At 64.6% G+C, this 21,515-nt stretch carries 23 protein-coding genes and 2 pseudogenes; 15 read left to right on the top strand and 10 right to left on the bottom strand.

Translation table 11 applies throughout. The annotated features are described in order from the left end of the window. Nucleotides 1-97 precede the first annotated feature (97 nt). From FPZ08_RS21845 to FPZ08_RS04825, 4 genes are all read left to right on the top strand, one after another. Nucleotides 98-274, top strand: coding sequence for a hypothetical protein (locus tag FPZ08_RS21845; RefSeq protein ID WP_156460475.1), 177 nt, complete (start codon nucleotides 98-100; stop codon nucleotides 272-274). A gap of 223 nt (nucleotides 275-497) precedes the next feature. Next, complete coding sequence (locus FPZ08_RS04815) at nucleotides 498-1,166, top strand: 5-oxoprolinase subunit B family protein (RefSeq protein WP_146288928.1); 669 nt, start codon at nucleotides 498-500, stop codon at nucleotides 1,164-1,166. 2 nt (nucleotides 1,167-1,168) lie between these two features. Continuing rightward, nucleotides 1,169-2,059, top strand: coding sequence for a 5-oxoprolinase subunit C family protein (locus FPZ08_RS04820; RefSeq protein WP_186767210.1), 891 nt, complete (start codon nucleotides 1,169-1,171; stop codon nucleotides 2,057-2,059). A 1-nt stretch (nucleotide 2,060) separates the two neighbouring features. Beyond that, on the top strand, nucleotides 2,061-2,822 hold the full coding sequence (locus FPZ08_RS04825) for a LamB/YcsF family protein (RefSeq protein ID WP_186767211.1): 762 nt from the start codon (nucleotides 2,061-2,063) through the stop codon (nucleotides 2,820-2,822). Between the two features lie 207 nt (nucleotides 2,823-3,029). Here FPZ08_RS04825 and FPZ08_RS04830 read toward each other — a convergent pair whose 3' ends face one another. From FPZ08_RS04830 to FPZ08_RS04850, 5 genes and pseudogenes are all read right to left on the bottom strand, one after another. Continuing rightward, nucleotides 3,030-3,785, bottom strand: a complete 756-nt coding sequence (locus tag FPZ08_RS04830; protein WP_246132874.1) for an ABC transporter ATP-binding protein — start codon at nucleotides 3,783-3,785, stop codon at nucleotides 3,030-3,032. A 14-nt stretch (nucleotides 3,786-3,799) separates the two neighbouring features. Continuing rightward, nucleotides 3,800-4,563: pseudogene (locus tag FPZ08_RS04835) on the bottom strand (ABC transporter ATP-binding protein). Nucleotides 4,564-4,575: 12 nt separating this feature from the next. Next, nucleotides 4,576-5,724, bottom strand: coding sequence for a branched-chain amino acid ABC transporter permease (locus FPZ08_RS04840; RefSeq protein ID WP_146288932.1), 1,149 nt, complete (start codon nucleotides 5,722-5,724; stop codon nucleotides 4,576-4,578). Nucleotide 5,725: 1 nt separating this feature from the next. Further along, nucleotides 5,726-6,757 carry a branched-chain amino acid ABC transporter permease gene (locus tag FPZ08_RS04845; protein ID WP_146288933.1) on the bottom strand — a complete coding sequence of 344 codons (1,032 nt, stop codon included), beginning with the start codon at nucleotides 6,755-6,757 and terminating at the stop codon, nucleotides 5,726-5,728. A 166-nt stretch (nucleotides 6,758-6,923) separates the two neighbouring features. Continuing rightward, nucleotides 6,924-8,282: a substrate-binding protein gene (locus FPZ08_RS04850; protein ID WP_146288934.1), complete on the bottom strand. Its 1,359-nt coding sequence runs from the start codon at nucleotides 8,280-8,282 to the stop codon at nucleotides 6,924-6,926. A gap of 181 nt (nucleotides 8,283-8,463) precedes the next feature. Here FPZ08_RS04850 and FPZ08_RS04855 point away from each other — a divergent pair, with 181 nt between their 5' ends. The 5 genes from FPZ08_RS04855 to FPZ08_RS04875 are packed head-to-tail and all read left to right on the top strand — an operon-like array spanning nucleotide 8,464 to nucleotide 13,441. Continuing rightward, nucleotides 8,464-8,868, top strand: coding sequence for a helix-turn-helix domain-containing protein (locus FPZ08_RS04855; RefSeq protein ID WP_146288935.1), 405 nt, complete (start codon nucleotides 8,464-8,466; stop codon nucleotides 8,866-8,868). Beyond that, nucleotides 8,754-10,085, top strand: coding sequence for a helix-turn-helix domain-containing protein (locus tag FPZ08_RS04860; RefSeq protein WP_146288936.1), 1,332 nt, complete (start codon nucleotides 8,754-8,756; stop codon nucleotides 10,083-10,085). Before FPZ08_RS04855 ends, FPZ08_RS04860 begins: the two co-directional genes overlap by 115 nt. A 56-nt stretch (nucleotides 10,086-10,141) precedes the next feature. Then, nucleotides 10,142-10,525 carry a response regulator transcription factor gene (locus tag FPZ08_RS04865; RefSeq protein ID WP_146288937.1) on the top strand — a complete coding sequence of 128 codons (384 nt, stop codon included), beginning with the start codon at nucleotides 10,142-10,144 and terminating at the stop codon, nucleotides 10,523-10,525. Between the two features lie 13 nt (nucleotides 10,526-10,538). Then, nucleotides 10,539-10,742: a hypothetical protein gene (locus FPZ08_RS04870; RefSeq protein ID WP_146288938.1), complete on the top strand. Its 204-nt coding sequence runs from the start codon at nucleotides 10,539-10,541 to the stop codon at nucleotides 10,740-10,742. Continuing rightward, nucleotides 10,742-13,441, top strand: a complete 2,700-nt coding sequence (locus FPZ08_RS04875) for a sensor histidine kinase (protein WP_146288939.1) — start codon at nucleotides 10,742-10,744, stop codon at nucleotides 13,439-13,441. Before FPZ08_RS04870 ends, FPZ08_RS04875 begins: the two co-directional genes overlap by 1 nt. Nucleotides 13,442-13,444: 3 nt before the next feature. On the opposite strand, the gene FPZ08_RS04880 is transcribed toward FPZ08_RS04875, so the two are convergent. Further along, nucleotides 13,445-14,272 carry an ion channel gene (locus FPZ08_RS04880; RefSeq protein ID WP_146288940.1) on the bottom strand — a complete coding sequence of 276 codons (828 nt, stop codon included), beginning with the start codon at nucleotides 14,270-14,272 and terminating at the stop codon, nucleotides 13,445-13,447. A 79-nt stretch (nucleotides 14,273-14,351) separates the two neighbouring features. Between FPZ08_RS04880 and FPZ08_RS04885 the strand changes: the two genes are divergently transcribed. Further along, nucleotides 14,352-14,852 (top strand): DUF1993 domain-containing protein, encoded by a 501-nt coding sequence (locus FPZ08_RS04885; RefSeq protein ID WP_146288941.1) that lies wholly within the window; start codon nucleotides 14,352-14,354, stop codon nucleotides 14,850-14,852. Between the two features lie 6 nt (nucleotides 14,853-14,858). On the opposite strand, the gene FPZ08_RS04890 is transcribed toward FPZ08_RS04885, so the two are convergent. Continuing rightward, the gene (locus FPZ08_RS04890) at nucleotides 14,859-15,689 is read right to left on the bottom strand and encodes a FecR family protein (protein WP_146288942.1); all 831 of its coding nucleotides are present in this window, start codon (nucleotides 15,687-15,689) and stop codon (nucleotides 14,859-14,861) included. Nucleotides 15,690-15,906: 217 nt separating this feature from the next. Here FPZ08_RS04890 and FPZ08_RS04895 point away from each other — a divergent pair, with 217 nt between their 5' ends. From FPZ08_RS04895 to FPZ08_RS04905, 3 genes are all read left to right on the top strand, one after another. Continuing rightward, nucleotides 15,907-16,653 (top strand): glycosyltransferase family 2 protein, encoded by a 747-nt coding sequence (locus tag FPZ08_RS04895; protein WP_146288943.1) that lies wholly within the window; start codon nucleotides 15,907-15,909, stop codon nucleotides 16,651-16,653. 139 nt (nucleotides 16,654-16,792) lie between these two features. Continuing rightward, nucleotides 16,793-18,496 (top strand): flagellar hook-length control protein FliK, encoded by a 1,704-nt coding sequence (gene fliK, locus FPZ08_RS04900; protein ID WP_146288944.1) that lies wholly within the window; start codon nucleotides 16,793-16,795, stop codon nucleotides 18,494-18,496. After that, entirely contained in the window at nucleotides 18,493-18,765 is a 273-nt protein-coding gene (locus FPZ08_RS04905) for an EscU/YscU/HrcU family type III secretion system export apparatus switch protein (protein ID WP_146288945.1), read from the top strand. Before fliK ends, FPZ08_RS04905 begins: the two co-directional genes overlap by 4 nt. Before the next feature lie 50 nt (nucleotides 18,766-18,815). Here the strand turns inward: FPZ08_RS04905 and FPZ08_RS04910 are convergent, their stop codons facing one another. Further along, entirely contained in the window at nucleotides 18,816-19,235 is a 420-nt protein-coding gene (locus FPZ08_RS04910; protein WP_146288946.1) for a hypothetical protein, read from the bottom strand. A 178-nt stretch (nucleotides 19,236-19,413) separates the two neighbouring features. Between FPZ08_RS04910 and FPZ08_RS04915 the strand changes: the two genes are divergently transcribed. After that, complete coding sequence (locus FPZ08_RS04915; protein WP_146288947.1) at nucleotides 19,414-19,944, top strand: DUF2076 domain-containing protein; 531 nt, start codon at nucleotides 19,414-19,416, stop codon at nucleotides 19,942-19,944. An 85-nt stretch (nucleotides 19,945-20,029) separates the two neighbouring features. Then, nucleotides 20,030-20,503 carry a hypothetical protein gene (locus FPZ08_RS04920; RefSeq protein ID WP_246132807.1) on the top strand — a complete coding sequence of 158 codons (474 nt, stop codon included), beginning with the start codon at nucleotides 20,030-20,032 and terminating at the stop codon, nucleotides 20,501-20,503. Nucleotides 20,504-20,518: 15 nt separating this feature from the next. On the opposite strand, the pseudogene FPZ08_RS04925 reads toward FPZ08_RS04920, so the two are convergent. After that, nucleotides 20,519-20,980: pseudogene (locus FPZ08_RS04925) on the bottom strand (cell wall hydrolase); the annotation flags it as partial. A 92-nt stretch (nucleotides 20,981-21,072) separates the two neighbouring features. Next, nucleotides 21,073-21,411: a hypothetical protein gene (locus tag FPZ08_RS04930; RefSeq protein WP_146288949.1), complete on the bottom strand. Its 339-nt coding sequence runs from the start codon at nucleotides 21,409-21,411 to the stop codon at nucleotides 21,073-21,075. Nucleotides 21,412-21,515 lie beyond the last annotated feature (104 nt).

Below are 21,515 nucleotides of genomic sequence, written 5' to 3' on the forward strand. Positions count from 1 at the left end.
TTGCCCGCAAACCGGGCAGAGGCCAATTTCCATTATTTATTCCGTAACGGGAATCGCCGCACACTCTCTCCATTGGCTAACTTGGAGGCGCGTTATTGTGTTCACTCTGATCAACGCCGACGCCGAAGACGACGACGCCGAAATCACCGATCCCCAGGAAATCGCAGAACTGTTCGCGGCCATCGCTGCCGTCGCCATTGAGGCGATTGGCGTGGGGCAGGCCAGGGAACTTTTCGATGCCGTGATCGAACAGGACGGCAAAGACCCCAACTGACGGACGGATTTTGATGGTCGCGCTTTCGAACCGCAAAAGTGGTATCCACTTAGGCTGAAAGCGCTCCAGACGCCCGGCAGGTCAAATCCGGCCGCTATCCGAGGATAGTGGCACTACCGAACGGTCTTCCGAGCGCGGCAGAGTTCCGCCGCTTATGGACCGGGTTGACTGATCCGGGCGGGTCCGACATGGACTGACCGAGTGCTGCAGCCAAGGGCTGAACATGACCGGTTCGTCCGACCCACAGACATTTCCCACGCCGACGATCATGCCGCTCGGCGATAGCGGCCTTCTCGTGCGCTTCGGCAATACGCTGAATGATGCCGCCAACCGGGCCGCCATTGCGCTGGCCCGCGCGCTGGAGCGAGACCCAATCGCCGGCGTGGTCGAGGTCGTGCCCAACCTGGTCTCGGTGCTGCTGCGCTATGATCCGCTGGCCGCGGCGCCGGCGACAATTGCCGGGGAATTGCGGCTGCGATTGTTTGCCTTGGGCAATGCGACCCAGCCGGCACAGAGCTGGACCATTCCGACGCGGTTCGATGGGCCTGATATCGACGAGGTTGCGGCGCTGTTCGGCATGACCACGGCCGACTTCGTGGCGGCGCATAATGCACAGCCGCTGCGCGTGCTGGTGACCGGCTTTGCGCCGGGCTTTGTCTATTGTGGATTGCATGGCGACGGGCTGATGCTGCCGCGACGGACCAGCGTGCGGCCTGCGGTGCCGGCCGGAAGCGTGCTGTTCGCTGCGGGGCAGACGGCGATCACCGCGACGGACATGCCGACCGGCTGGCATGTGATCGGGCATACCGATTTCCGCAATTTCGATGCGGCCAGCGAGCCGCCGACCCGGCTGCAACCGGGCGATAGCGTGACTTTCGAGGCGGAAACATGAGCGTGGCGCTGACGATTCTGCGGGCAGGGCCGCTGACCAGCATCCAGGACGCAGGGCGCTTCGGCATGTTGCGGCATGGCATCAGCGCGTCCGGGCCGATGGATGGCGGAGCTTTTGCGCAGGCGGGGGCGCTGGCCGGCGGCAGGCGCGGCGGGGTGGAGTTCACCATGGCCGGGCTGGAAATCCGGCTGGAGAGCGGGCGATGCCGGGTCGGTTTTGCCGGCGGCGATTTCGTGGCCAGGCATAATGGCGCGGTGCTGGACTGGCCGGGCGTTGTGATGCTGGGTGAGGGCGATACCCTGTCGGTGACGCCGGGCGGCTGGGGCAATTACGGCTATCTGCGCTTCGATGCCGATATCGACGTGCCGCTGGTCATGGGCAGCATGGCCACCAGCAGCCGGGCGCAACTGGGCGGGCTCGAGGGGCGCGTGCTGCGGGCTGGGGATGTCATTGCGCTGAGCGGGGATGGTGGATCAGGCGTCTTGGAGGTGGAGCAGACCGAGCCGGTGACCGGGCCGATCCGGGTGATCTGGGGGCTGCATGCGGACCTGTTTCCGCAGGCGCTGCGGCAGCGTTTTCTGGCGACGCCATTCGTCATCTCGTCGCGGCTCGACCGCATGGGCGTACGGCTGGAGGATGCCGGCAGCGTCTTTGCCGAAGCGGTGGCACTGTCGCTGGTGTCGGATGCCATCGTTCCGGGCGATATCCAGATTCTGGGCGATGGTACGCCCATCGTGCTGATGCGCGATCACCAGCCGACCGGCGGCTATCCGCGCATTGCTACTGTTATCACCGCCGATCTCGACCGTTTCGCGCAATTGCGGCCCGGAACGCCAGTTGCCTTCGAGCCGGTCACTGTGGAACATGCGCACGCGCTGTTGCGGAGCCGCTGAAATGACGTCGATCGACCTCAACGCCGATCTGGGCGAGGGCATGGGGACTGACGAGGACCTGCTCGATATCGTGTCGAGTGCCTCCATTGCCTGTGGCGGCCATGCCGGGGATGCACCGACGATCCGGCATATCCTGAAAATCTGCAAGGCGCGCGGCGTGCGGGCCGGGGCGCATCCGGGATATGCCGACCCCAAACGGTTTGGGCGCTTCCGCGTGGTCATGCCGCTCGACGAGCTGCTGGGGCAGATTCGCAGCCAGTTGTTCCTCGTTCGCTTCATCGCCGACGAGGTGGGCGTACCGCTCAGCTATGTGAAACTGCATGGGGCACTGGCCAACCAGACGGCGGAGGAACTGGCCTTTGCCGTGGGTATTTTCGCCACCATCCAGGGCATGGACCCCAAAATGGCGGTGCTGGCGCTCGACAACAGCCAGCAGGTGCGCGCGGCCAAGGCCGTGGGCATGCCGCTGATCCGCGAAGCCTATGCCGACCGCGCCTATACGGCCGAAGGCCTGCTGGTGCCGCGCAGCCAGGACGGCGCTGTCATCCATGACGTCGAAGTGGTGATCGCACGGTGTTTGCGATTGGCCAGGGACGGGGAGATCGTGGCGATCGACGGCACGGTGCTCAAATCCACAGCGCGCTCGATATGCCTGCATGGCGACACGCCTGGCGCGGTCGACCTGGCACGGGACGTACGTGACGCGCTGGAGGCCGAGGGGATCGAGATCAAGGCGGATGTGCCGGAAGTGGCGGAGGAGTAGGGGTTCACGTCCAAGTAGACCTCATGGTGAGCCTGTCGAACCATGAGGTCGTGGCACGAGGCCTCCACTCGCTCGCCCTCGTGGTTCGACAAGCTCACCATGAGGGCTTTTTGAATGGCGCGCTGCAGCGGTAGGAAACTTACCCTGGGCCTCTCTGGGGAGAGGTGAGATCGGCGGAATGCCTTGGTCGAGGGGCCCAGGGTAGCTTTAGATCGCCAAGTATTCGTGGCGAAGTTCGGTATTGTCGAGCACTTCCTTGGCGGTACCGGCGAACGCGACTTCCCCGGTATCGAGGATGACGGCGCGGTCGGCCAGCTTAAGGGCGGCTACGGCGTTCTGCTCGACGATGATGGTGGTGATGCCCAGCGGCTTGATCGAATGCAGGATGCGCTCGATCTCGTGCACGATGACCGGGGCCAGGCCCTCATAGGGCTCGTCGAGCAACAGCAGCTTGAGGTCGCGCGCCAGGGCGCGGGCAATGGCCAGCATCTGCTGTTCGCCGCCGGAGAGGGTCACGCCCTCCTGCTTGCGCCGCTCGGCCAGGCGCGGAAAGCTCTCGTAGATCTGCTCGAGGCTCCAGCCATTGCCGGGCGCCACCTTGGCGAGGGCGATGTTTTCCTCGACAGTCAGGCCCGAAATGATACGGCGATCCTCGGGTACGAGCTGGATGCCTGATCGAGCCGCTTCGTGCGACTTCATCTGGTGGATGGGCTTGCCGTCGAGCCAGATTTCGCCCTGCCGCATCTGCGGATCGTCGGTGCGGGCTATGGTACGCAGGGTCGAGGTCTTGCCGGCGCCGTTGCGGCCGAGCAAGGCCAGGATTTCACCCTGGCGGATGTCGAGCGAGACACCCTGCACGATATAGCTTTCACCGTAATAGGCGTGCATGTCGCGGATCGAGAAGAAGGGCCGCGAGGTTTCGACCGAGGCGGCCTGACTATTGGTGACGATCTGGGTTTCCATGGCAATCGCACTCATCAATGGGCCCCTCCGAGATAGGCTTCCTGCACCTTGGGATTGCCGCGCACCTGATCGGGCGTGCCGTCGGCGATGATGCGGCCCTGGGCCAATACGGAAATCTTGTCTGCCAGCGAGAATACCACATGCATGTCGTGTTCGATGATCACCTTGGTCATGCCGCGGCTCTTGATCTTCTTGAGCAGCTCGATCGTGGTGTTGGTATCGTGGCGGCTCATGCCGGCGGTGGGCTCGTCCAGCAGCAGCAGGCGCGGATGCTGGATCAGGCACATGGCCAGTTCCATGCGACGCTTGTCGCCGCGGCTGAGGCTGCCGGCCGCCATTTCGCGCCGGCTATGCATGCCGACATCTTCCAGCATGTCCTCGGCCTCTTGGCGGATGGCCGTCTCGCTGTCGAGCGAGCGCAGCAGGTTGAGCTTGAAGGCACCGTCGCGCTTGGCCAAAGCAGGGATCATCACATTGTGCAGCACGCTGAGATCGGCGAAGATTTCCGGCGTCTGGAACACGCGGGCAATGCCGAGCTGGTTGATCTCATAGGGCTTGCGGCCGGTAAGGATGGCGCCGTCGAACACCACCTGGCCGCTTGATGGCGCCAGCTTGCCGATGATGACATTGAGCAGGGTGGACTTGCCGGCGCCGTTGGGGCCGATAATGGCGTGGGTCTGGCCTTCCTCGACCTGCAGGTCGATATCGGCCAGGGCATGCAGCCCCCGAAGCGTTTGTGGACGTCGGCAACATGCAGGACGACATTGGGTGTGGTCATGGCGATCTCGTCCTATTCGGCAGGTTGCGGATGGGGCGTGGCCTTGCCCGGCTTGGTCGGCGAACTGCGGGAGCGGTCGAACAGGTGCGCGATACGGCGCACCCCTTCCATGATACCGCCCGGCAGGAACACCACGATCAGCACGAAGACCAGGCCCAGCGTGAGGAACCAGCCCTCGCCGACGAACTTGCTCGATATGGCGACCAGCACATTGTCGACGCCATCGGGCAGGAAGTCGAAGAAGCGGTGCAGGATATTTTCGTTAATGGCCGAGAAGATGTTCTCGAAATACTTGATCAGCCAGGCGCCGATGACAGGGCCGACCAGCGTGCCGGCGCCGCCCAGGATGGTCATCAGCACCACTTCGCCCGAGGCGGTCCACTGCATGCGCTCGGCGCCGGCCAGCGGATCGGTGACCGCCAGCAAAGCACCGGCCAGGCCCGCATACATCCCCGAAATGACGAAGGCCGCCAGCGTGTAGGGCTTGGTGTTGAAGCCGGTATAGTTCATGCGGGTCTGGTTGGACTTGATGCCCTTGAGCATCATGCCGAAGGGCGAGCTGGTAATGCGCTGCGCGATGAAGAAGGCCAGGATCAGGAAACCCGCGCAGAAATAAAAGCCGGCAAAGCCGCCGAGCGACTGCCCGAGCAAGGTGGGCACCGGCTGGCCGGGCGCCGCCTCGAACAGCGCGCGATCGAGATAGCGCGGATCGTTGAGGGTGAGCTGGAGGCCGGTTTCGCCATTGGTGATGGGCGTCAGCACCGAATAGGCGAGATTGTAGCTCATCTGCGCGAAGGCCAGTGTCAGGATCGAGAAATAGATGCCCGACCGGCGCAGGCTCACATAGCCGATGATGAGGGCGAAGAGGCCAGAAATCACGATGGCGAAGATCATCGCCGGGATGGCATCGAGGCTGAGCAGCTTGAACGACCACACCGCGGCGTAGGAGCCCACGCCGAAAAAGGCGGCATGGCCGAAGCTGAGATAGCCGGTAAGGCCGAACAGGATGTTGAAGCCCACGGCGAAGATGCCATAGATCATGAAGCGCTGCAGCAGGTCCGGATAGGCCGCGCCGAATGGGTGCAGCCAGATCGGCATGGCCAGCACCACGATGGTGAAGCCGAGGAAGAGCAGCAGGTCGTTGCGGGACATGACAGCCATTTCAGGCCTCCATCACGCCACGCCGGCCGAACAGGCCCCGCGGCAATACGAGTAGAATGACGACGGCGACGAGATAGATGATGATCTGGTCGATGCCGGGAATGAGGGCCTTGACCTGCGTCATCGAGGCGAAGGACTGCAGGATGCCGAGCAGGAACCCGGCAGCCACCGCGCCGGGCAGCGAGCCCATGCCGCCCACCACGACCACCACGAAGCTGAGGACCAGGAAGTCCATGCCGATATGGTAGTTCGGCGGCAGGAGGGGCGTGTACATGACCCCAGCAAGCCCCGCGACCACCGCGGCCAGGCCGAACATGATGGTGAAGCGCCGGTCGATATTGATGCCGAGCAGGCCCACGGTTTCGCGGTCGGCCATGCCGGCACGGACCACCATGCCGAATGTGGTGAACTGTAGGAAGGCGAAGACCCCGCCGATGATGACGAACGAGAACAGGAAATAGATCAGCCGCCAGATCGGGTAGGTGATGACATTGGCCTGCATGCCCAGGAACGCACCGATATCGGCAGCGCCGCGCAGGTCGGTGGGCATGGGCTGGGGAATGGGATTGGGTCCGAAGAAGGATTTGATGACTTCCTGCGCCACGATGGCCAGGCCGAAAGTCACAAGGATCTGTTCGGCATGCGGGCGTTTGTAGAAGTGCTTGATGATGCCGCGCTCGAGCGCGATGCCGACCAGCAGCATGATCGGAATGGTGACGATGATCGAGGCCGGCACCGAATAGTTGACCAGCACAGCGCCGAAGTCGCCGAACCAGGCCTGCACCAGCGGCTCGCGTATTTCGAGCGGCGCGCCCCAGGGCGAGAGCTTTTCGGGATCGAGGGTTACGGTTTCCAGCGTCAGCAGCTGGCGGAACATCACAGCGCAGAAGGCGCCGAGCATGAACAGGGCGCCATGGGCGAAGTTGACGACGCCCAATGTGCCGAACACCAGAGTGAGGCCCAGGGCGATCAGCGCATAGGCCGCGCCCTTGTCCAGGCCATTGAGGAATTGCAGAAAGATGACTTCGAACATGGTGTGCTCCGATCAACCGCGCCGGCGAGATGCTCTGCCTTGCGCAAGCGTCACCGCCAGGCTTGCCCGGCGGTCCATGCGATGACTGGCATCGGAATGGATTGTCCGGATGGACCGGGCAATGACTGTGGTAGAGGGGCAGGCTCGAGCCTGCCCCTTCATCGCATCAGGCGCAGAGCGGCGCCGGTTCTGCCGGCCCAAGCTCGCCGCCGAACATGGCGGGATCGTAGGCCACCTCATCGCGCGGGATTTCCTGCACGATGTTGAGCACGTCATATTCGCTCGACGGGTTCTCGTTGCCCTGCACGACCAGCACGTTCTTGATGCACTGGTGGTCTTCGGCGCGATAGAGCGTGGGACCATTGCCCATGCCGTCGAATTCGTGGCCTTCCAGCGCCTTGATGACTTCGGGCGGATAGAAGGTGCCGGCGCGCTCCACGGCATCTGCATAGAGCAGGGCCTGCACATAGGCGGTGTGGGCAGCCTGGGACGGCGGGGAACCATAGGCGGCGCCGAACGACTTGGTGAAGGCGATCGTGCCCGGATCCTGCAGGTTCCAGTGCCAGTTCGACGTCCCGAAAATGCCCTTGACGCTTTCGCCTGCGCCCTTGGCCATCAGCTCGGAGATGAGCGGGGTGACGATCTGGAAGTCCTTGCCGTTCGCCTGGCGGTCACGCATGCCGAACTGGACCGCCTGGGTCAGCGAGTTCACCATGTCGAGGCCATAGTGGTTGAGAATGAGCACGTCGGCGCCCGAATTGAGGATGGGCGTCAGGTACTGCGAATAGTCGGTGGAACCGAGCGGCGTGCGAACGGCAGCCACGGTTTCCCAGCCCAGGGCCTCGGTCGCGGCCTTGATCGATTCTTCCTGGGTCCAGCCCCAGGTATAGTCGGCGGTCAGGTGATAGGCGCGGCGGTCGTTGCCATATTCCTGGCCGAGCACGGGGGCGAGGCCGACACCGGACTGGTAGGCGTTGAAGAAGTGGCGGAAGCCGTAGCGGCGCTTGTCCTTGCCGGTCGTGTCGTTGGAATGGGTCAGGCCCGCCATGAAGATGACGCCCATTTCCTGGCACAGGCCCTGCACCGCGATGGCTTCGCCCGAGGACGAGCCGCCGGTGATCATGATGGCGCCATCGCGTTCGATCATGCGGGTGGCGCCAGCACGGGCGACGTCGGACTTGGTCTGGCTGTCGGACGACACATAGCCGACCTTCTTGCCGAGAATGCCGTTGCCTTTGAGGGCGGTCGGGGAAAGCACGCCGATCAGGCCGCCATCGCCTTCGCCGTTGAGATGGGCGATCGCCAGTTCATAGGCCTTCTGCTCGTCGGCGCCTTCTTCGGCATAGGCGCCGGTCAGCGGCAGGTTGAGGCCGAAGGTTACGGTATCGCCGGTCGGGTTGTTGCAGAATTCCTGCGCCCAGGCACCCTTGGTGAACATCAGAGGGGCAATGCCCGAGCCGATAATGCCGGCCATGCCGGTCTGCAATACCCTGCGGCGAGACAAGCCACGCTTCAAAAGTGTCATTGATTTCCTCCTTTTGGCGCGGGGCGACTGATACATGGCCAGCAGCTCACCGCGGGGGGGATTATGGCCTTCGGAAGAAAATGACGGCAATAGGGCATTGTAATTGCAGCGATATTCTGTAAATTATTGTCCTGTGACGAATGAATATTAGTCAATTCGTTGACAGGCGAGGGAGGGTGGCATGCGCGCGCCGATCGGCTTTCGCATCAGCAACAGGCGGAAATCACTCAAGATTTCTCAGGCTTTTCTCGCAAGAAGCCTGGGGATTTCTCCCAGTTACCTGAACCTGATCGAGAACAACAAACGCGATATCGGCGGCGCGTTGCTGAACCGCGTGGCGGCTCAACTGGACATCGACATCGATGAACTGGCTGGGCGGATGGAGCAGAAGCTGCTGCAGGACCTCGAAGAGGCCTTCGCTGACCCCATGGTCGATCGCTGCCGTTTCGCCCCGACGAGCGACGCGAACTGGTGGCGCAATACCCGGCCAGCGCGGCGGCACTGGCGCGACTGCACCGGGCCTATTCGGGCGCTATCGCCAATGCTGACGCCTATGCCGACCGGCTGCGCTCGGACCCGCTGCTGAGCCAGTTGCTGCACCAGATCCTGTCGGGGATCACCGCGGTGCGCTCCAGCGCTGAAATCCTGGAGGATGTCAGCGATCTCGACGAGGCCGAGCGGCGGCGGTTCCTGGCGGCCATCGGGCGCGATGCGCGAACGCTCTCTGATGTGGCACGCAACCTGATCGGTCAGTTCGAGACATCGAGCCGCAGCCGGCGCAGCGTGTCGCCGGCACGCGAAATCGACGATCTGATCATCGAGCAGGAAAACCACTTTCCCGAACTGGAACGGGTTGCCGATGCGCTGCGGGCTGAGATTGTCGGGGCAGGGCCGTTCGGCATCGCCACGCTGACCGAGTTGCTGGACAGCAAGTTCGGCGTCTCGGTCGTGGTGGGCGGTCCTCCGCCGGACCCCGAATTTCCCGGTCAGCACCGGTTCGATGCCATGCGGCGGGTGATGTGGTTCCAGGGTTCATCCACGCTGGCGACACGGCAGTTCCAGTTGGCCCGGCTCTATGGCGAACTGGCCGCGGCCGACGCCATAGCCCATACGCTGGAAAGCGCCACCCTGTCGACACCGACGGCGCGCCGGCTGGCATCCCGGGCCGTGGGGTCATACCTGGCCGGGGCCATGGTCTTTCCCTACAGCAAAGTGCTGGAGGATGCCGAGGCGGCGGCCTATGACATCGCCCATATCAGGCAGGTCTATAATGCCAGCTTCGAGCAGGTGGCCCATCGCCTGGTGACGCTGCGCCGGCCGGGAGAGGAGGGGCTGCCCTTCGGCTTCCTGCGCTCGGACCCCGCCGGGCGGCTGACCAAGCATTTCCCGCTGCCCGGCCTGCTGCTGCCCAATAGCGGCCATGCCTGCCCGCTCTGGGCCATCTATGGCGCCTTCCGCAAGCCCGATGCCCTGTTGCGGCAGGTGGTGCGCTTCTCGGACGGGTCGCGCTACCTGTTCCTGGCGCGCACCGTGCAGAAGCGGGCCGGCTCGTTCCGCGAACAGCCGGCTCTGTCCTCGGTCATGCTGGCCTGCGACGTGCTGCATGCCGACCGCACGATCTACGCCTCCGGCCTCGACCTGCTGGACCTGTCGGCGGATATTCCGGTGGGGCCGAGCTGCCGGCTCTGCACGCGGCGCAACTGTGCCAGCCGGCAGGAAGAGGCGCTGTCGCCCGGCGGAAACCGCCCGGAAACCCGGGCGCCGCTGCTGCCGTCGGATTTGGCCCTTGGCGATCCGGCATGATTGCGATTTAGTGGCACCACCTGCGGAGGGGAGACCGCGGGTATCTGGGGGGGATTTTGGCAGTCGATATACTTATTGCCGAGGATGAACCGAGCATTCTCGAATCGCTCGATTTCATCCTGCGGCGCGCAGGCTGGACGATCAGCGCCGTTACCGATGGCGAGGCGGCGATCGAAGCAGTGCGCCGGCTCAAGCCGCGCGTGCTGGTGCTCGACGTCATGCTGCCCAAGCGCAGCGGCTTCGAAGTGCTCAAGCAGATCAGGGCCGATGCCGAGACCCATGCCCTGCCGGTGCTGATCCTGACGGCCAAGGGCCAGCAGCAGGACCGGCGCATCGCCGAGGAATTCGGCGCGGACGAATTCGTCACCAAGCCCTACGCCAATGCCGAAGTGGTCGGCGCCGTGCGGCAATTGCTGAGTAAAAATGGCGGAACGGCCTAGGCTCCAGGGTGGCATGCTGCTGCTGACCGTGCTCGGCGCCGCGCTGATGCTGCCGCCGCTGGTCTACGTATTCGACCAGCCCATCGCCCATTTCGGCATTCCCCAGATTGTCGTCTACCTGTTTGCGCTGTGGCTGCTGCTGATCGTCGGCACGGCGGTGCTGACCCATGCGCTGCCGCGCGAGCCGGGCAGCGACGAGGACGAGGGTGAGCGCTGATGCTGTCGGCCGATTTCGTCATCGCCACGGCGGTCGGTTATGTCGGGCTGCTCTTCGTGCTGGCCTATTTCGGCGACCGGCGGGCGCGGGTCAATACGCGGTCGTTCCTGCATTCCCCAGCGGTCTACACGCTCTCTATCTCGGTCTATTGCACGAGCTGGACCTTCTATGGCGCGGTGGGCAATGCGGCGCGCAGCGGGCTGGAATTCCTCACCATCTATCTCGGACCGACGCTGGTTTTCGTCGGCTGGTGGTTCCTGTTGCGACGGCTGGTCCGCATCAGCCACAACCAGCGCATCACCTCGGTCGCCGACCTGCTGTCGTCGCGTTTCGGCAAGTCCAACCGGCTCGCCGTGCTCATCACCTGCATCGCCGTTATCGGCATCGCGCCCTATATCGCGCTGCAGCTCAAGGCCGTGACCTCGTCGATCCAGGCCGTGGCCGGCTCGTCCGAATTCGGGCGCGGCAGCCTCAAGGGCATTGACGATGTGGGCCTGGCCTTTGGCGTCGCGGCGGCCATGGCGCTGTTCACCATCCTGTTCGGTACACGGCATGTCGATGCCAAGGAGCAGCATCACGGCGTCGTCGCCGCCATCGCCTTCGAAGCGGTGGTGAAACTGACGGCGCTGGTGGCCGTCGGCGTCTTCGTGGTCTTCGTTGGCGGGGGCTTCGAGAACATCTTCGCCCGAGCCGCCGAGGCCGGTGTCACCGTCGATGCGACCAATACGTTCGACTCGCGCTGGTTGACCACGCTGGCTTTGTCGGTGGCGGCGATCGTATGCCTGCCGCGCCAGTTCCAGGTGACGGTGGTGGAAAATTCCGACGAGAACCACCTGCGCGTCGCCAGCTGGGCCTTTCCCGCTTACATGCTGCTGATGAGCCTGTTCATCCTGCCCATCGCCCTGTTCGGGATGACGACCATGCCGGCGGGATCGAACCCCGACATGTTCGCGCTGACCCTGCCCATGGCCTTCGGGCAGGACGCACTGGCGCTGTTTGCCTTTATCGGAGGCTTTTCATCGGCCACGTCGATGATCATCCTCGAATCCATCGCGCTGTCGATCATGGTCTCCAACCACATCGTCATGCCGCTGATCCTGCGGTTCAGCCCGGTGGGTAATGGCGACGGGCAGGGGGTGACCAGCCTGCTGCTGGTGGCACGGCGGTTCTCCATCGTGCTGATCCTGTCGCTGGGCTTTTTCTACTTCTTCTTCACACGCGATTCCGACGCCCTGGCGCCGATCGGGCTGATCTCCTTCACTGCCATCGCCCAGTTCTTCCCGGCTGTCATCGCAGCCCTGTTCTGGCGCGATGCGTCGCTCAAGGCGGCGACGGCAGCCATCGCGGCGGGTTTCGTGTTCTGGGTGTGGTGCAGCTTCCTGCCCTCGTTCGAATCGGTCTCGCCGCAGGTGGCCATGCTGCTGGACCGCGGGCCGTGGGGCATTTCCTGGCTGCGCCCCGAAGCCATGTTCGGGCTCAACGGCATCGACCCGCTGGCCCATGCCGCGTTCTGGAGCCTGCTGGTCAATATCGTGACCCTGACGCTGGGTTCGCTGCTGACCAGCCAGTCGGCGCTGGAGCGTATCCAGGCCAGCGTCTTTGTCGATGTGTTCAGGCGCGGCCAGAGTGCGCGCGGCAATTTCGTGCGCGGATCGGCCACCGCCAATGACCTGTTTTTCGTGGCCGAGCGCGTGCTGGGCGAGCGCCGCGCCGCCGCCCTGTTCGAGACCGAGGCGCGCGACAGCGGCGTCGAACCAGACATGCTGGAGCCGTCGCCCCAGTTTATCGGCCGGCTGGAGCGCGAACTGGCCGGCTCCATCGGCGCCGCTTCGGCGCATGTCATGCTGTCCAAGGTGGTTTCTGGCAGCGAAGTGTCGCTGGAAGAAATGATGCAGATGGCCGACGAGACCCAGCAGGTCATCGAATATTCCCAGCAGTTGGAGAAGACCTCGGCCGAACTGCGCTCGACCGCGCGGCAACTCGAGGATGCCAATGCGCAACTGCGCGAGCTCGACAGCCAGAAGGACGAATTCCTGAGCCAGGTGAGCCACGAAGTGCGCACGCCCATGACGTCGATCCGCTCTTTCTCGGAGATCCTGCTCGATAGCGACGATATCGATGTGGGCCAGCGCCAGCATTTCGTTTCCACCATTCACCAGGAAAGCCTGCGGCTGACCAAGCTGCTCGACGAAATCCTCGACCTCAGCGCCCTGGAGCGCGGCGAGCGGACCTGGGACAATGTCCCCATCGATGCCGAGGCGGCACTCGACCGGGCGCTGGCGGTCTGCGAGGCGCTGCTGCGCCAGCGCGGCATGAAGGTGGAACTGGGCGACCGGGCGCAGCCCACCATGGTGGAGGGCGATGCGGACCGGCTGTGCCAGGTGTTCATCAACCTCATTTCCAATGCGGTGAAATACAACGACTCGGACAAGCCGGTCATTCGCATCGCCTCGTCGGTCAAGGCGGGCAATTACGTGGCCGAGATCGCCGACAACGGGCCGGGCATCGCCAAGCGCGAGCGCAAGCTGATCTTCGAAAAATTCTGGCGCGGGCCGGGCGGGGTGGCCGATCAGGGCGGCGCGGGCCTGGGCCTCGCCATTTCGCGGCAGATCGTGGCCCGCATGAACGGTTCGCTCGACCTCGTGCCGGGGCCGCTGCCCGGCGCCTGCTTCCGCATCCGGCTGGCGGTGATGAAATAGCCCCTAGCGGTGCCCGTCGTCCGGAATGTTGAGCAGGTGGCCGCAGGCCTTGCAGTGGACGGCGTCCGGCTCGTGCTTCTGCAGGCCGCATTGCGGGCAGGGGAAATGCACCTTGGCCGGCCGGAAAATCGCCTGTGCCAGCCGGACGAACAGCGATATGCCCGTTATCATGATGGCAATAGAGGCGAGCTTGCCCCAGGTGCCCGGCAGCACGATATCGCCGAAGCCGGTGGTCGTGACGGCGGTAACGGTGAAATAAAGGGCATCGATGTAGCCCTCGATGCTGGGCGCGTTGCCGCGATTGGCGAAGGCCGTATAGACGAAGCCGGTCACCACGAAGAGGAAGACCAGCAGGTTGATCACCGCCTGCACTGGTTCCTGGTAGCGATCGAGCCCACGCTTGCGCAACGGCCGCCAGAACGTGCCGGTCCGCGTCAGCGTCCACAGGCGCATGATGCGCAAGAAGCCGAGATTGACCAGCCATGTGGGCGCCAGCAGCGTCGCCAGGATGAAAATGTCGATGATGACAGGCATCTGCCGCAGCCAGCGCAGGATATCGGTGGAAGCCAGCGCCCGCGCCACCAGGTCTGCCAGCAGCAGGGTGGCGATGGAATAGTCGATCCACAGGAACGAGTCGTCATTGCGCAACAGGGGTGTGGCGATGAAGAAGGCGATGATCGCCAGGTCGACCACCAGCACCGCGGCCTGGAAGCGCTGCGCGCCGGGCGCCTGGCTATGGTAGAGCAGCCGCAATTTGGAGCGCAGCCGCGCAAAGCCCGTGAGTTCCTCGTCCTTGTCGCCGTTCACCGGCTTGTCTTGTTGCTTGCTCATACAACCGCCTTGCCAGCCACCAATGGCGGGCGCAGAACACTGTTCCCGTTCGGGGCTCGACAATCAAGGTGACTTTGCGATGACTATTTCCGTTTACGGCATGACCGTGCCGATCTTCACCCGCATGCTGACCAACCTGCTCGCCGTCATGGACAAGGCCGAGGCCAATGCGGCCGAGCGCAAGGTCGATACGCTGGTACTGTCCAATATGCGGCTGGCGCCGGACATGATTCCGTTCCGGGGCCAGGTGATGATCGCCACCGACCATGTGAAGGGCTGCGTGTCGCGCCTCGCGGGCCGCGACGTGCCGTCCTGGCCCGATACCGAGGAAACCTTCGACGAGCTGCGCGCCCGCATCCGCAAGGCGCTCGACCTGCTGGCCACGGTGCAGCCGGAAGACCTCGACGGCGGCGACACGCGTGAGGTGACGCTGAAACTGGGCGGCAAGGATGTCGCCATGTCGGGCCAGGCCTATCTGACCGAGCGGGCGCTGCCGAACTTCTTCTTCCACGTCACCACGGCCTACGCCATTCTCCGCCATGCAGGCGTGCCCATAGGCAAGCGCGACTATATCGGCTGAAGCAGGTTAGTTCTTGCCGCCGGCGACCGGGGTTCCTGGTGTTGGCCGTGTCGTCGGGGGCGGCGTCGGCCTCGTTGTCGGAGGCGGGGGAGTCGTAGTGGTCGTGGGCGTCGTTGGGCGGGTTGTCATGCCGCCTGAGCCTTCGCCACTCGATTCCTCCAGCGGCGGCTCGGCACAGAGCGCGGCGCCGCTGACCTTGAAGGGCGGCAACAGGGGTGCCTGGAAGCGCGCATAGCGGAATTCGTAGCTCAGCGGCAGGCGCAGCGGGTCATGGCGCAGGAACAGGTTCACCTGATCGCGCGCGGCTGTCGCCACCTCGCAGCGGTGGGTCAGCTCTTCGCAGGCGCCGCCGGCATTGCAGATCTGCAGGGCGCCCTCATAGAGCATGACCCGCGTGCTGGTCGGCTCGGCGATGATGTCGAATTCGGTGCCCCGCACGGCAATGGCGGCCGTTGGCGTCAGAATCGAATAGGCGGGCTTGGGGCTGTTGCCGGTGATGAAGCGGAACGAGCCGCCCAGCGCATTGATGGTGAGTTGCTGGGCCGTATTGCTGCTGGCCATCAGGTAGGTCTCGATCAGCAGCGCACTACGCGGGCCGACCACGAGCCTGGTATCGTCATCGAAGATGATCTGCACCTGGCCGGACGGGCCGGTGATGATCTTCTCGCCCACTGAGACATCGGTGCCGACAGCCAGGATGCGATCGGTGGAATTGATCTGCGCCACTGCATCGGGATTGACCCCGACAGCCGTACCCTCATTGGCGGCAAAGGCGGCGGGCGCCGCGGCCGACAGCAGAAGGACAAGCAAGTGTCTGAACAGAAGCTGTTTCATCATGGCCCGCTTGTCGCAATCCGCAACTGAACACTGAATGAACGAGAATACTGCCGGGCCAGCCTAGCAAAGCGTGATGATCTGGGGAAGCGGGCATGGATTTGCCCCTCCAGTCGTGCCTAAGCTGCGGGAAACCCGCTGCCATCTGTTGCCGTTGCGCCGGGCAGGGGCTATTTGCTGGCGATTGGGCACTCCGCCCTCGGCCCAGCAAGAGGCAGCCATGAGAAAACTGGCTTTCGTCATACCCGCCTATAATGAAGAGGCGCTGATCGGCAAATGCCTGGAATCGGTGGTGGCGGAAATCGCCCGCTCCGGCGCCGATGCCGATATCATCGTGGTCAACAATGCCTCGACCGACCGGACCGGGGAAATCGCCCGCAGCTTTCCCAGTGTGCGCGTGGTCGACGAGCCCAAGAAGGGCCTGGTCAATGCCCGCGACGCCGGCTTTGCCGCCAGCGAGGGGTTCGAACTGATCGCCAATATCGACAGCGACACTATCGTGCCGTCGGGCTGGCTCGATACCGTGCTCAGTGAATTCGCCCGCGACCCCAAGCTGGTCTGCCTCAGTGGGCCCTATGTCTATTACGACATGAGCGCCTGGAGTCGGTTCCTCGTCAGCATGTTCTATGGGTTGACCTGGCTGATCTATGTGGTCAACCGCTACATATTGCGGGTCGGCTCGGTGGTGCAGGGCGGCAATTTCGTGTTCAAGCGCGCCGCCTGGCAGCGGGTCGGCGGCTATGACCGCTCCATCGAGTTCTTCGGCGAAGATACCGACGTTGCCGTGCGCCTTTCCAAGGTGGGCGGGGTCAAATGGACCTTCGCGCTCAAGATGAAGACCTCGGGTCGCCGGCTGGAAAAGGAAGGCGTGTTCCGCACCGCGGGCACCTATACGCTGAACTTCTTCTGGGTGACCTTCCGCGGCAAGCCGGCCACCAAGCAATATACCGACATCCGCCCCGACTGACGCGTGCTGGCGTAACGGCACCGCATTTACGCTGAGCTTTGCTTAGCTCGTGTTAAGTTTCCCGGCAGGCGGGAATCATCGGATGTTTGTCCTGCGCTAGAATGGGTTGCCGCATGGTGCGGCAGAGGGCCGGAACGCCATGTCGATCCCCTCGCAACTGCCCCAATTCGTCACGGCGGCCCGCCCCGGCGCGCTGCAGGCCCTGGCTTTGCAATCGGGGCAGGTGCTGGACGCCCGGATTGTTGGCGCGGGTGCCAACGGCATGACCCAGGTGGACATCCGCGGGCAATTGCTGAACCTGATGCTGCCTACGCCGACCAAGGCAGGAGAAACCATCCGGCTGGAAGTGCAGGGCGCCGGCACGCAACTGCGCCTGGCACTGCTGCCGGCAACCAGTCCGGTCGCGCCGCCCATCCAGTCCGCGCCGGCTACGCCGGTTATCGTGGCCCTGTCGCAGCCCAATCCGGCGCCTGTGCCGCAAGCGGGGAATGCAAGCCCGCTGCCTGCATCCGTTGTCGTCCAACCTGCACAGCCGGCGCTGGCGCAGGCGCCACTACAACCCATTGCGACGCAGCCCTTGCCGTCCACGCCAAGCGCCCCGGCGCAGGCCTTGCCTGCCGCGGCCCAGCCTGTACCGACTCCGACACCTCAGGCGTCAACTCCGGCACCCGCTGCGTCGCCTGCCATCACCCAAGCCACGGGCACACCCACCAGCGTACCGACCGCGCCACTATCGGCCGCGCCCTATCCGCAGGCGGCCATGCCCGCGCCACCCAATCCGCTGGCCGCCGCTGCTGCCGCTACGGCAACAGCGCCGCCACAACCGGCTGCGCCTGCTGCCGTGGCCGGCCCGGTGCGCCCGGTGGTGGCGACGACTGTCACCACCAATGCGACGGCCCATGCGCCGCCGGGAAATACTGCGCCCCCACCGGCCGCACCGCCCCCGGCAACGCCGCAATCGGCTTTGGCCCAGATGGTGCAGGCCTCGGTGCCGCGGCAGGGATCAATCACGGCCCTGACCACGGCGCTTTCCGCCATTGCCGGAAGAGTCGTCCTGCCAGAGCCGGTGGCGCGTGCGGCCCAACAGGTGCTGGCCGGGCGGGTGGCGATCGACGGGCCGCGCTTCGACGGCACAGCACTGCAAACGGCGATGCGCGGATCGGGCGTGTTTCAGGAGGCCAACCTGGCGCGGGGGCAGGGCCTGACGCAGCCGGACATGAAGTCGGCGCTGCTGACCCTGCGGAACACGCTGACCTCCTGGCTGGGCCAGCAGGCGCCAGTGGCGCCGGTGGCACAGATTCCGCCGCCTCTGCGCGGCAGCATCCCGCGGGCGCGCGGCAACGAGGCGCCGCCGCTCGATCCCAATGCGGCGCCTGACGAGGTCGGCCGGCAATTGCTCGACCGCACCGAATCGGCGCTAGCCCGGGTCAGGCTGCACCAGCATGCTTCCTTGCCCGATCCGACAGGCCGGACGGCGGATCAGAGCCTCGACCTGCCCGTCATGGTGGGGACGCACCAGACGCTGATGCAGCTCCAGATCCACCGGGACCAGCATAATGAATCCGATACTGCGGCCGAGCGCGGCTGGCAGATGCGCTTCGCCCTGAACCTGCCCGATATGGGCGAGGTCGGCGCGCAGGTCACGCTGCGGGCGGGTTCCATCGGGGTCATGCTCTGGGCCACCGAACCCGCGGCCTCCGCGGCGCTGGATGCCGAGATCGGCGCATTGCGGGAGGCGCTGGCCGGTGCCGGCCTGCAACCGGGCGCGGTGCTGGTGCGGCATGGCGAGCCACCGGCGGCGCCGACGGCGCCATCGGGCCATTTCGTGGATTCGCGCCGATGAGCGACGAAATCAAACCCCGCGCGCTGGCCGTGGCACTGCAATATGAGAAAGGCACGCGGGAGGCGCCGCGTGTCATCGCCAAGGGCCGTGGCCTGCTGGCCGACCGCATTGTCGAGCTGGCGCAGGAAAACGGCGTGGTCATCGAGACCAACCCGGTGCTGGCCGAAGCGTTGAGCGGGGTGGAACTGGACGAGACCATTCCGCTGGAGCTTTACGAGGCAGTGGCCATCGTCATCGGCTATGTGCTGCGGGTCAGCACGCAAAAATAAGCCCCGCAAACCAGGGGCTTGCAGGGCTTATTTAATCCGTAACGCCAGTGTTACTGGACGCCGAGCATCTGCTTGGTGGCCTGCTCGGCCATGTCGCCAGCCTGCTTGACCTGGTCGTCGGTGAGGCCCTGTGCCTTGGCGGCATCCTCGGCGGCCTTGCGGGCTGCGGCGATGGTCTCGGTCTTCTGCTCGTCGCTCATGGTCGCGGCCTGGGCCTGGACGGCCTGCATGGCCTGCTCCGGCGTCATCGTGGTCGCGTCGGCAGCCGGCGCCATGGCGGGCTCGGCCGGCACTTCCGGAGCAGCTTCCGGCGCGGGAGCAGCTTCAGGAGCCGGCTCCGCAGCGGGGGCGACTTCGGCCGCAGGCGCAGTATCGGTCGCGGCAGCATCGTCGGCCGATTCAGGGTTGCTGCAGGCGGCAAGGGCGAGCAGGGCGGCAGCGGCAAGTGGCAGGAGGAGCTTCGTGTTCATGATTTTTCCCTGTGATGTCGGCAGTTTACCGATCACGACCTCGTTACACCGGGAGTTCAGGCAAAGTTTTGGCGAAGCGATGGCAATTGTGAGGCAGCCAAAGGATTGGCCTGCCCATTGCAACGAAGCGCGGCCTTTCCCACTTCTTCTGCATCACCAGTTACCCGGGAGTGGGCACATGCCGAACCAGCAAGACCAGCAGGCCATCAACAGCCTGTTCGACCGCATCGAGGACGTGGCGCGCAAGAGCCCGCCGCGCGATCGCGACGCCGAGGCGCTGATCCAGCAGCGGCTGCGCGACTATCCACCGGCGCCCTATTACATGGCCCAGACCATATTGGTGCAGGAACAGGCGCTGTTGCAGGCGCAGGAGCGCATCGAGCAGCTCGAGGCCAGCCAGCGCCCGTCCGGCGGCTTCCTCGGTGGTCTGTTTGGCGACAATGACGAGCCGGCACGGCGACCGGCACGCTCACGCGGCCCGTGGGACCGCCAGCAGGACGGGCAGGGCGGTGGCTTTCTTGCCGGCGCCGCGCAGTCAGCCATGGGGGTTGCCGGCGGCATGCTGCTCGGCAGCGCCATTGCCGGCATGCTGACGGGCGGCGCCCATGCGCAGGACTATAGCGGCGGCGATCCTTCCGCCGATCAGGATTATGACGCCGGTGGCGACGATTTCGGCGGCGGTGACTTCGATATGGGTGGCGATTTCTAAACGGCGTCTGAACGGCCGCTCCAGCGCCGGTTCAGTCCGGCGCTGCCATACCTCTCTCACTGCAACGCCAATGAGGGTCATGGCCATGCTCACCACAAATCGCCAACGCCGCGCCTTGCTGCGCAATTCGCTGATTTTCGCCGGCTTCGCCACCCTGGTCGTGCTGCTGGGCGTGCCGGCCAAGGCCTATGAGCCGCAGCAGCTCTTCGCCAATGACGAGGGGCAGGTGGAATTCGTCATGCCCTCGGGCAATATCGGCTGCATCTATACCCCGATCGGCGGCACCTCGTTCTACGAGACCGCCGACGGGCTGGCCGAAATCCAGTGCGACCGGGTCGAGCCCAGCTATGTCCGCGCCATTCTCGGCGGCCAAGGCGAGGGCTATCTGCTCGACAATGTCGGCGATGCCAGCTGCTGCTCGCTGAGCCAGAAATTCGAGTATGACCATGTGGTCACGCTCGGACCGTTCCAGTGTCTGTCCGAGCGCCGCGGACTGACCTGCGCCCGTCAGGATGGGCACGGCTTCTTCCTGAGCCGCGCCATGGTGCAGGCGCGCTGATCAGAAGGTGCCGGGCGTACGCTTTTCGTAGAACTCGTTGCCGCCCGCTTCGAGCACGTAATACATGTTGTTGTAGGGGAAGCGCAGGCCGGCGGTGTGGAAATGCTGGGCATTCTGCACGCCGGGATGCCGCGCGCCGCGCAATACCTGATCGGCCACCTGCGAGGCCAGGACGGCGCCGCTATCGGTCATCTTGCGGGTCAGCACGCCCTGCGCGAACTGGTTCTTCTGGCCCACCACGCCGCAGACCGACTTGGGATAGCGCGCATCGTTGACGCGGTTCATCACCACGGTGCCTACAGCCAGCATGCCATCGGCGCTGGAGCGGTTGGACTCGAAATACATGGCGCGCATCATGCATTCCTTCTCGGAAAGCTGCGCCATGCCGAAATTGAGGCCCAGGAAGCTGCAGCCGCCCAGGCTCGTTGCGGCCACGGCCAGTGCGGCCAAGCGCAGTATGGCTTTGGAAAGCGCCATGGGGCATCTCCGGTCTGTTGCAATTGTGCAAGTCCGACCGAAAATGCCCCAACAGACTTAAGGAAAGTCTGAGCGACGCGGTTAACGAAGCGTCAACGCTGATCGCGCGTGAAGACCAGGGCCGAGAGCAGGGCGATGGTGCCGAGCGCCACGATGACCGGCACCGGGTTTTCCTGGATCGCCTTGCCGGCAGCGCTGGCCTGGTGGTTCACCTGCCGCGCCACGACGGCGCCCTGGTGACGCACTTCCTTGGCGAGGGCGCGTGCATTGTGCTGCATGTCGCCCAGCGTATCGCCGCCATAGTCGCTGACGGCCTCGGATATGGCCGCGATCTCCTTGCGCAGAGAGGCAAGCTGATCGAACAGCGCATCCGAGACGCCTTCACCGGTGTCTTCGATTGTCTTGATAGTACGTTTTGCGGCACTGGCCATGAGGACGCTCCGGATTGGTTGAGTCTTGCTGGCTCAACTCGCCCATTGCCCGGAAGTTCCGGCCAATGGTGGCGCGGCACCTGTTTCAAGCCCGCTTCCCGCGA

This window comes from Devosia ginsengisoli (assembly GCF_007859655.1).
GTDB lineage: Bacteria > Pseudomonadota > Alphaproteobacteria > Rhizobiales > Devosiaceae > Devosia > Devosia ginsengisoli.

What these genes read in the sequence shown, in the direction of transcription:
- FPZ08_RS04815 (WP_146288928.1), top strand. Translation starts at nt 498, where the DNA reads ATGACCGGTTCGTCCGACCCACAGACATTTCCCACGCCGACGATCATG.
- FPZ08_RS04825 (WP_186767211.1), top strand. Translation starts at nt 2,061, where the DNA reads ATGACGTCGATCGACCTCAACGCCGATCTGGGCGAGGGCATGGGGACT.
- FPZ08_RS04830 (WP_246132874.1), bottom strand. Translation starts at nt 3,785, where the DNA reads ATGGAAACCCAGATCGTCACCAATAGTCAGGCCGCCTCGGTCGAAACC.
- FPZ08_RS04840 (WP_146288932.1), bottom strand. Translation starts at nt 5,724, where the DNA reads ATGGCTGTCATGTCCCGCAACGACCTGCTGCTCTTCCTCGGCTTCACC.
- FPZ08_RS04845 (WP_146288933.1), bottom strand. Translation starts at nt 6,757, where the DNA reads ATGTTCGAAGTCATCTTTCTGCAATTCCTCAATGGCCTGGACAAGGGC.
- FPZ08_RS04850 (WP_146288934.1), bottom strand. Translation starts at nt 8,282, where the DNA reads ATGACACTTTTGAAGCGTGGCTTGTCTCGCCGCAGGGTATTGCAGACC.
- FPZ08_RS04855 (WP_146288935.1), top strand. Translation starts at nt 8,464, where the DNA reads ATGCGCGCGCCGATCGGCTTTCGCATCAGCAACAGGCGGAAATCACTC.
- FPZ08_RS04870 (WP_146288938.1), top strand. Translation starts at nt 10,539, where the DNA reads ATGCTGCTGCTGACCGTGCTCGGCGCCGCGCTGATGCTGCCGCCGCTG.
- FPZ08_RS04875 (WP_146288939.1), top strand. Translation starts at nt 10,742, where the DNA reads ATGCTGTCGGCCGATTTCGTCATCGCCACGGCGGTCGGTTATGTCGGG.
- FPZ08_RS04880 (WP_146288940.1), bottom strand. Translation starts at nt 14,272, where the DNA reads ATGAGCAAGCAACAAGACAAGCCGGTGAACGGCGACAAGGACGAGGAA.
- FPZ08_RS04885 (WP_146288941.1), top strand. Translation starts at nt 14,352, where the DNA reads ATGACTATTTCCGTTTACGGCATGACCGTGCCGATCTTCACCCGCATG.
- FPZ08_RS04890 (WP_146288942.1), bottom strand. Translation starts at nt 15,689, where the DNA reads ATGATGAAACAGCTTCTGTTCAGACACTTGCTTGTCCTTCTGCTGTCG.
- FPZ08_RS04895 (WP_146288943.1), top strand. Translation starts at nt 15,907, where the DNA reads ATGAGAAAACTGGCTTTCGTCATACCCGCCTATAATGAAGAGGCGCTG.
- fliK (WP_146288944.1), top strand. Translation starts at nt 16,793, where the DNA reads ATGTCGATCCCCTCGCAACTGCCCCAATTCGTCACGGCGGCCCGCCCC.
- FPZ08_RS04905 (WP_146288945.1), top strand. Translation starts at nt 18,493, where the DNA reads ATGAGCGACGAAATCAAACCCCGCGCGCTGGCCGTGGCACTGCAATAT.
- FPZ08_RS04910 (WP_146288946.1), bottom strand. Translation starts at nt 19,235, where the DNA reads ATGAACACGAAGCTCCTCCTGCCACTTGCCGCTGCCGCCCTGCTCGCC.
- FPZ08_RS04915 (WP_146288947.1), top strand. Translation starts at nt 19,414, where the DNA reads ATGCCGAACCAGCAAGACCAGCAGGCCATCAACAGCCTGTTCGACCGC.
- FPZ08_RS04920 (WP_246132807.1), top strand. Translation starts at nt 20,030, where the DNA reads ATGCTCACCACAAATCGCCAACGCCGCGCCTTGCTGCGCAATTCGCTG.
- FPZ08_RS04930 (WP_146288949.1), bottom strand. Translation starts at nt 21,411, where the DNA reads ATGGCCAGTGCCGCAAAACGTACTATCAAGACAATCGAAGACACCGGT.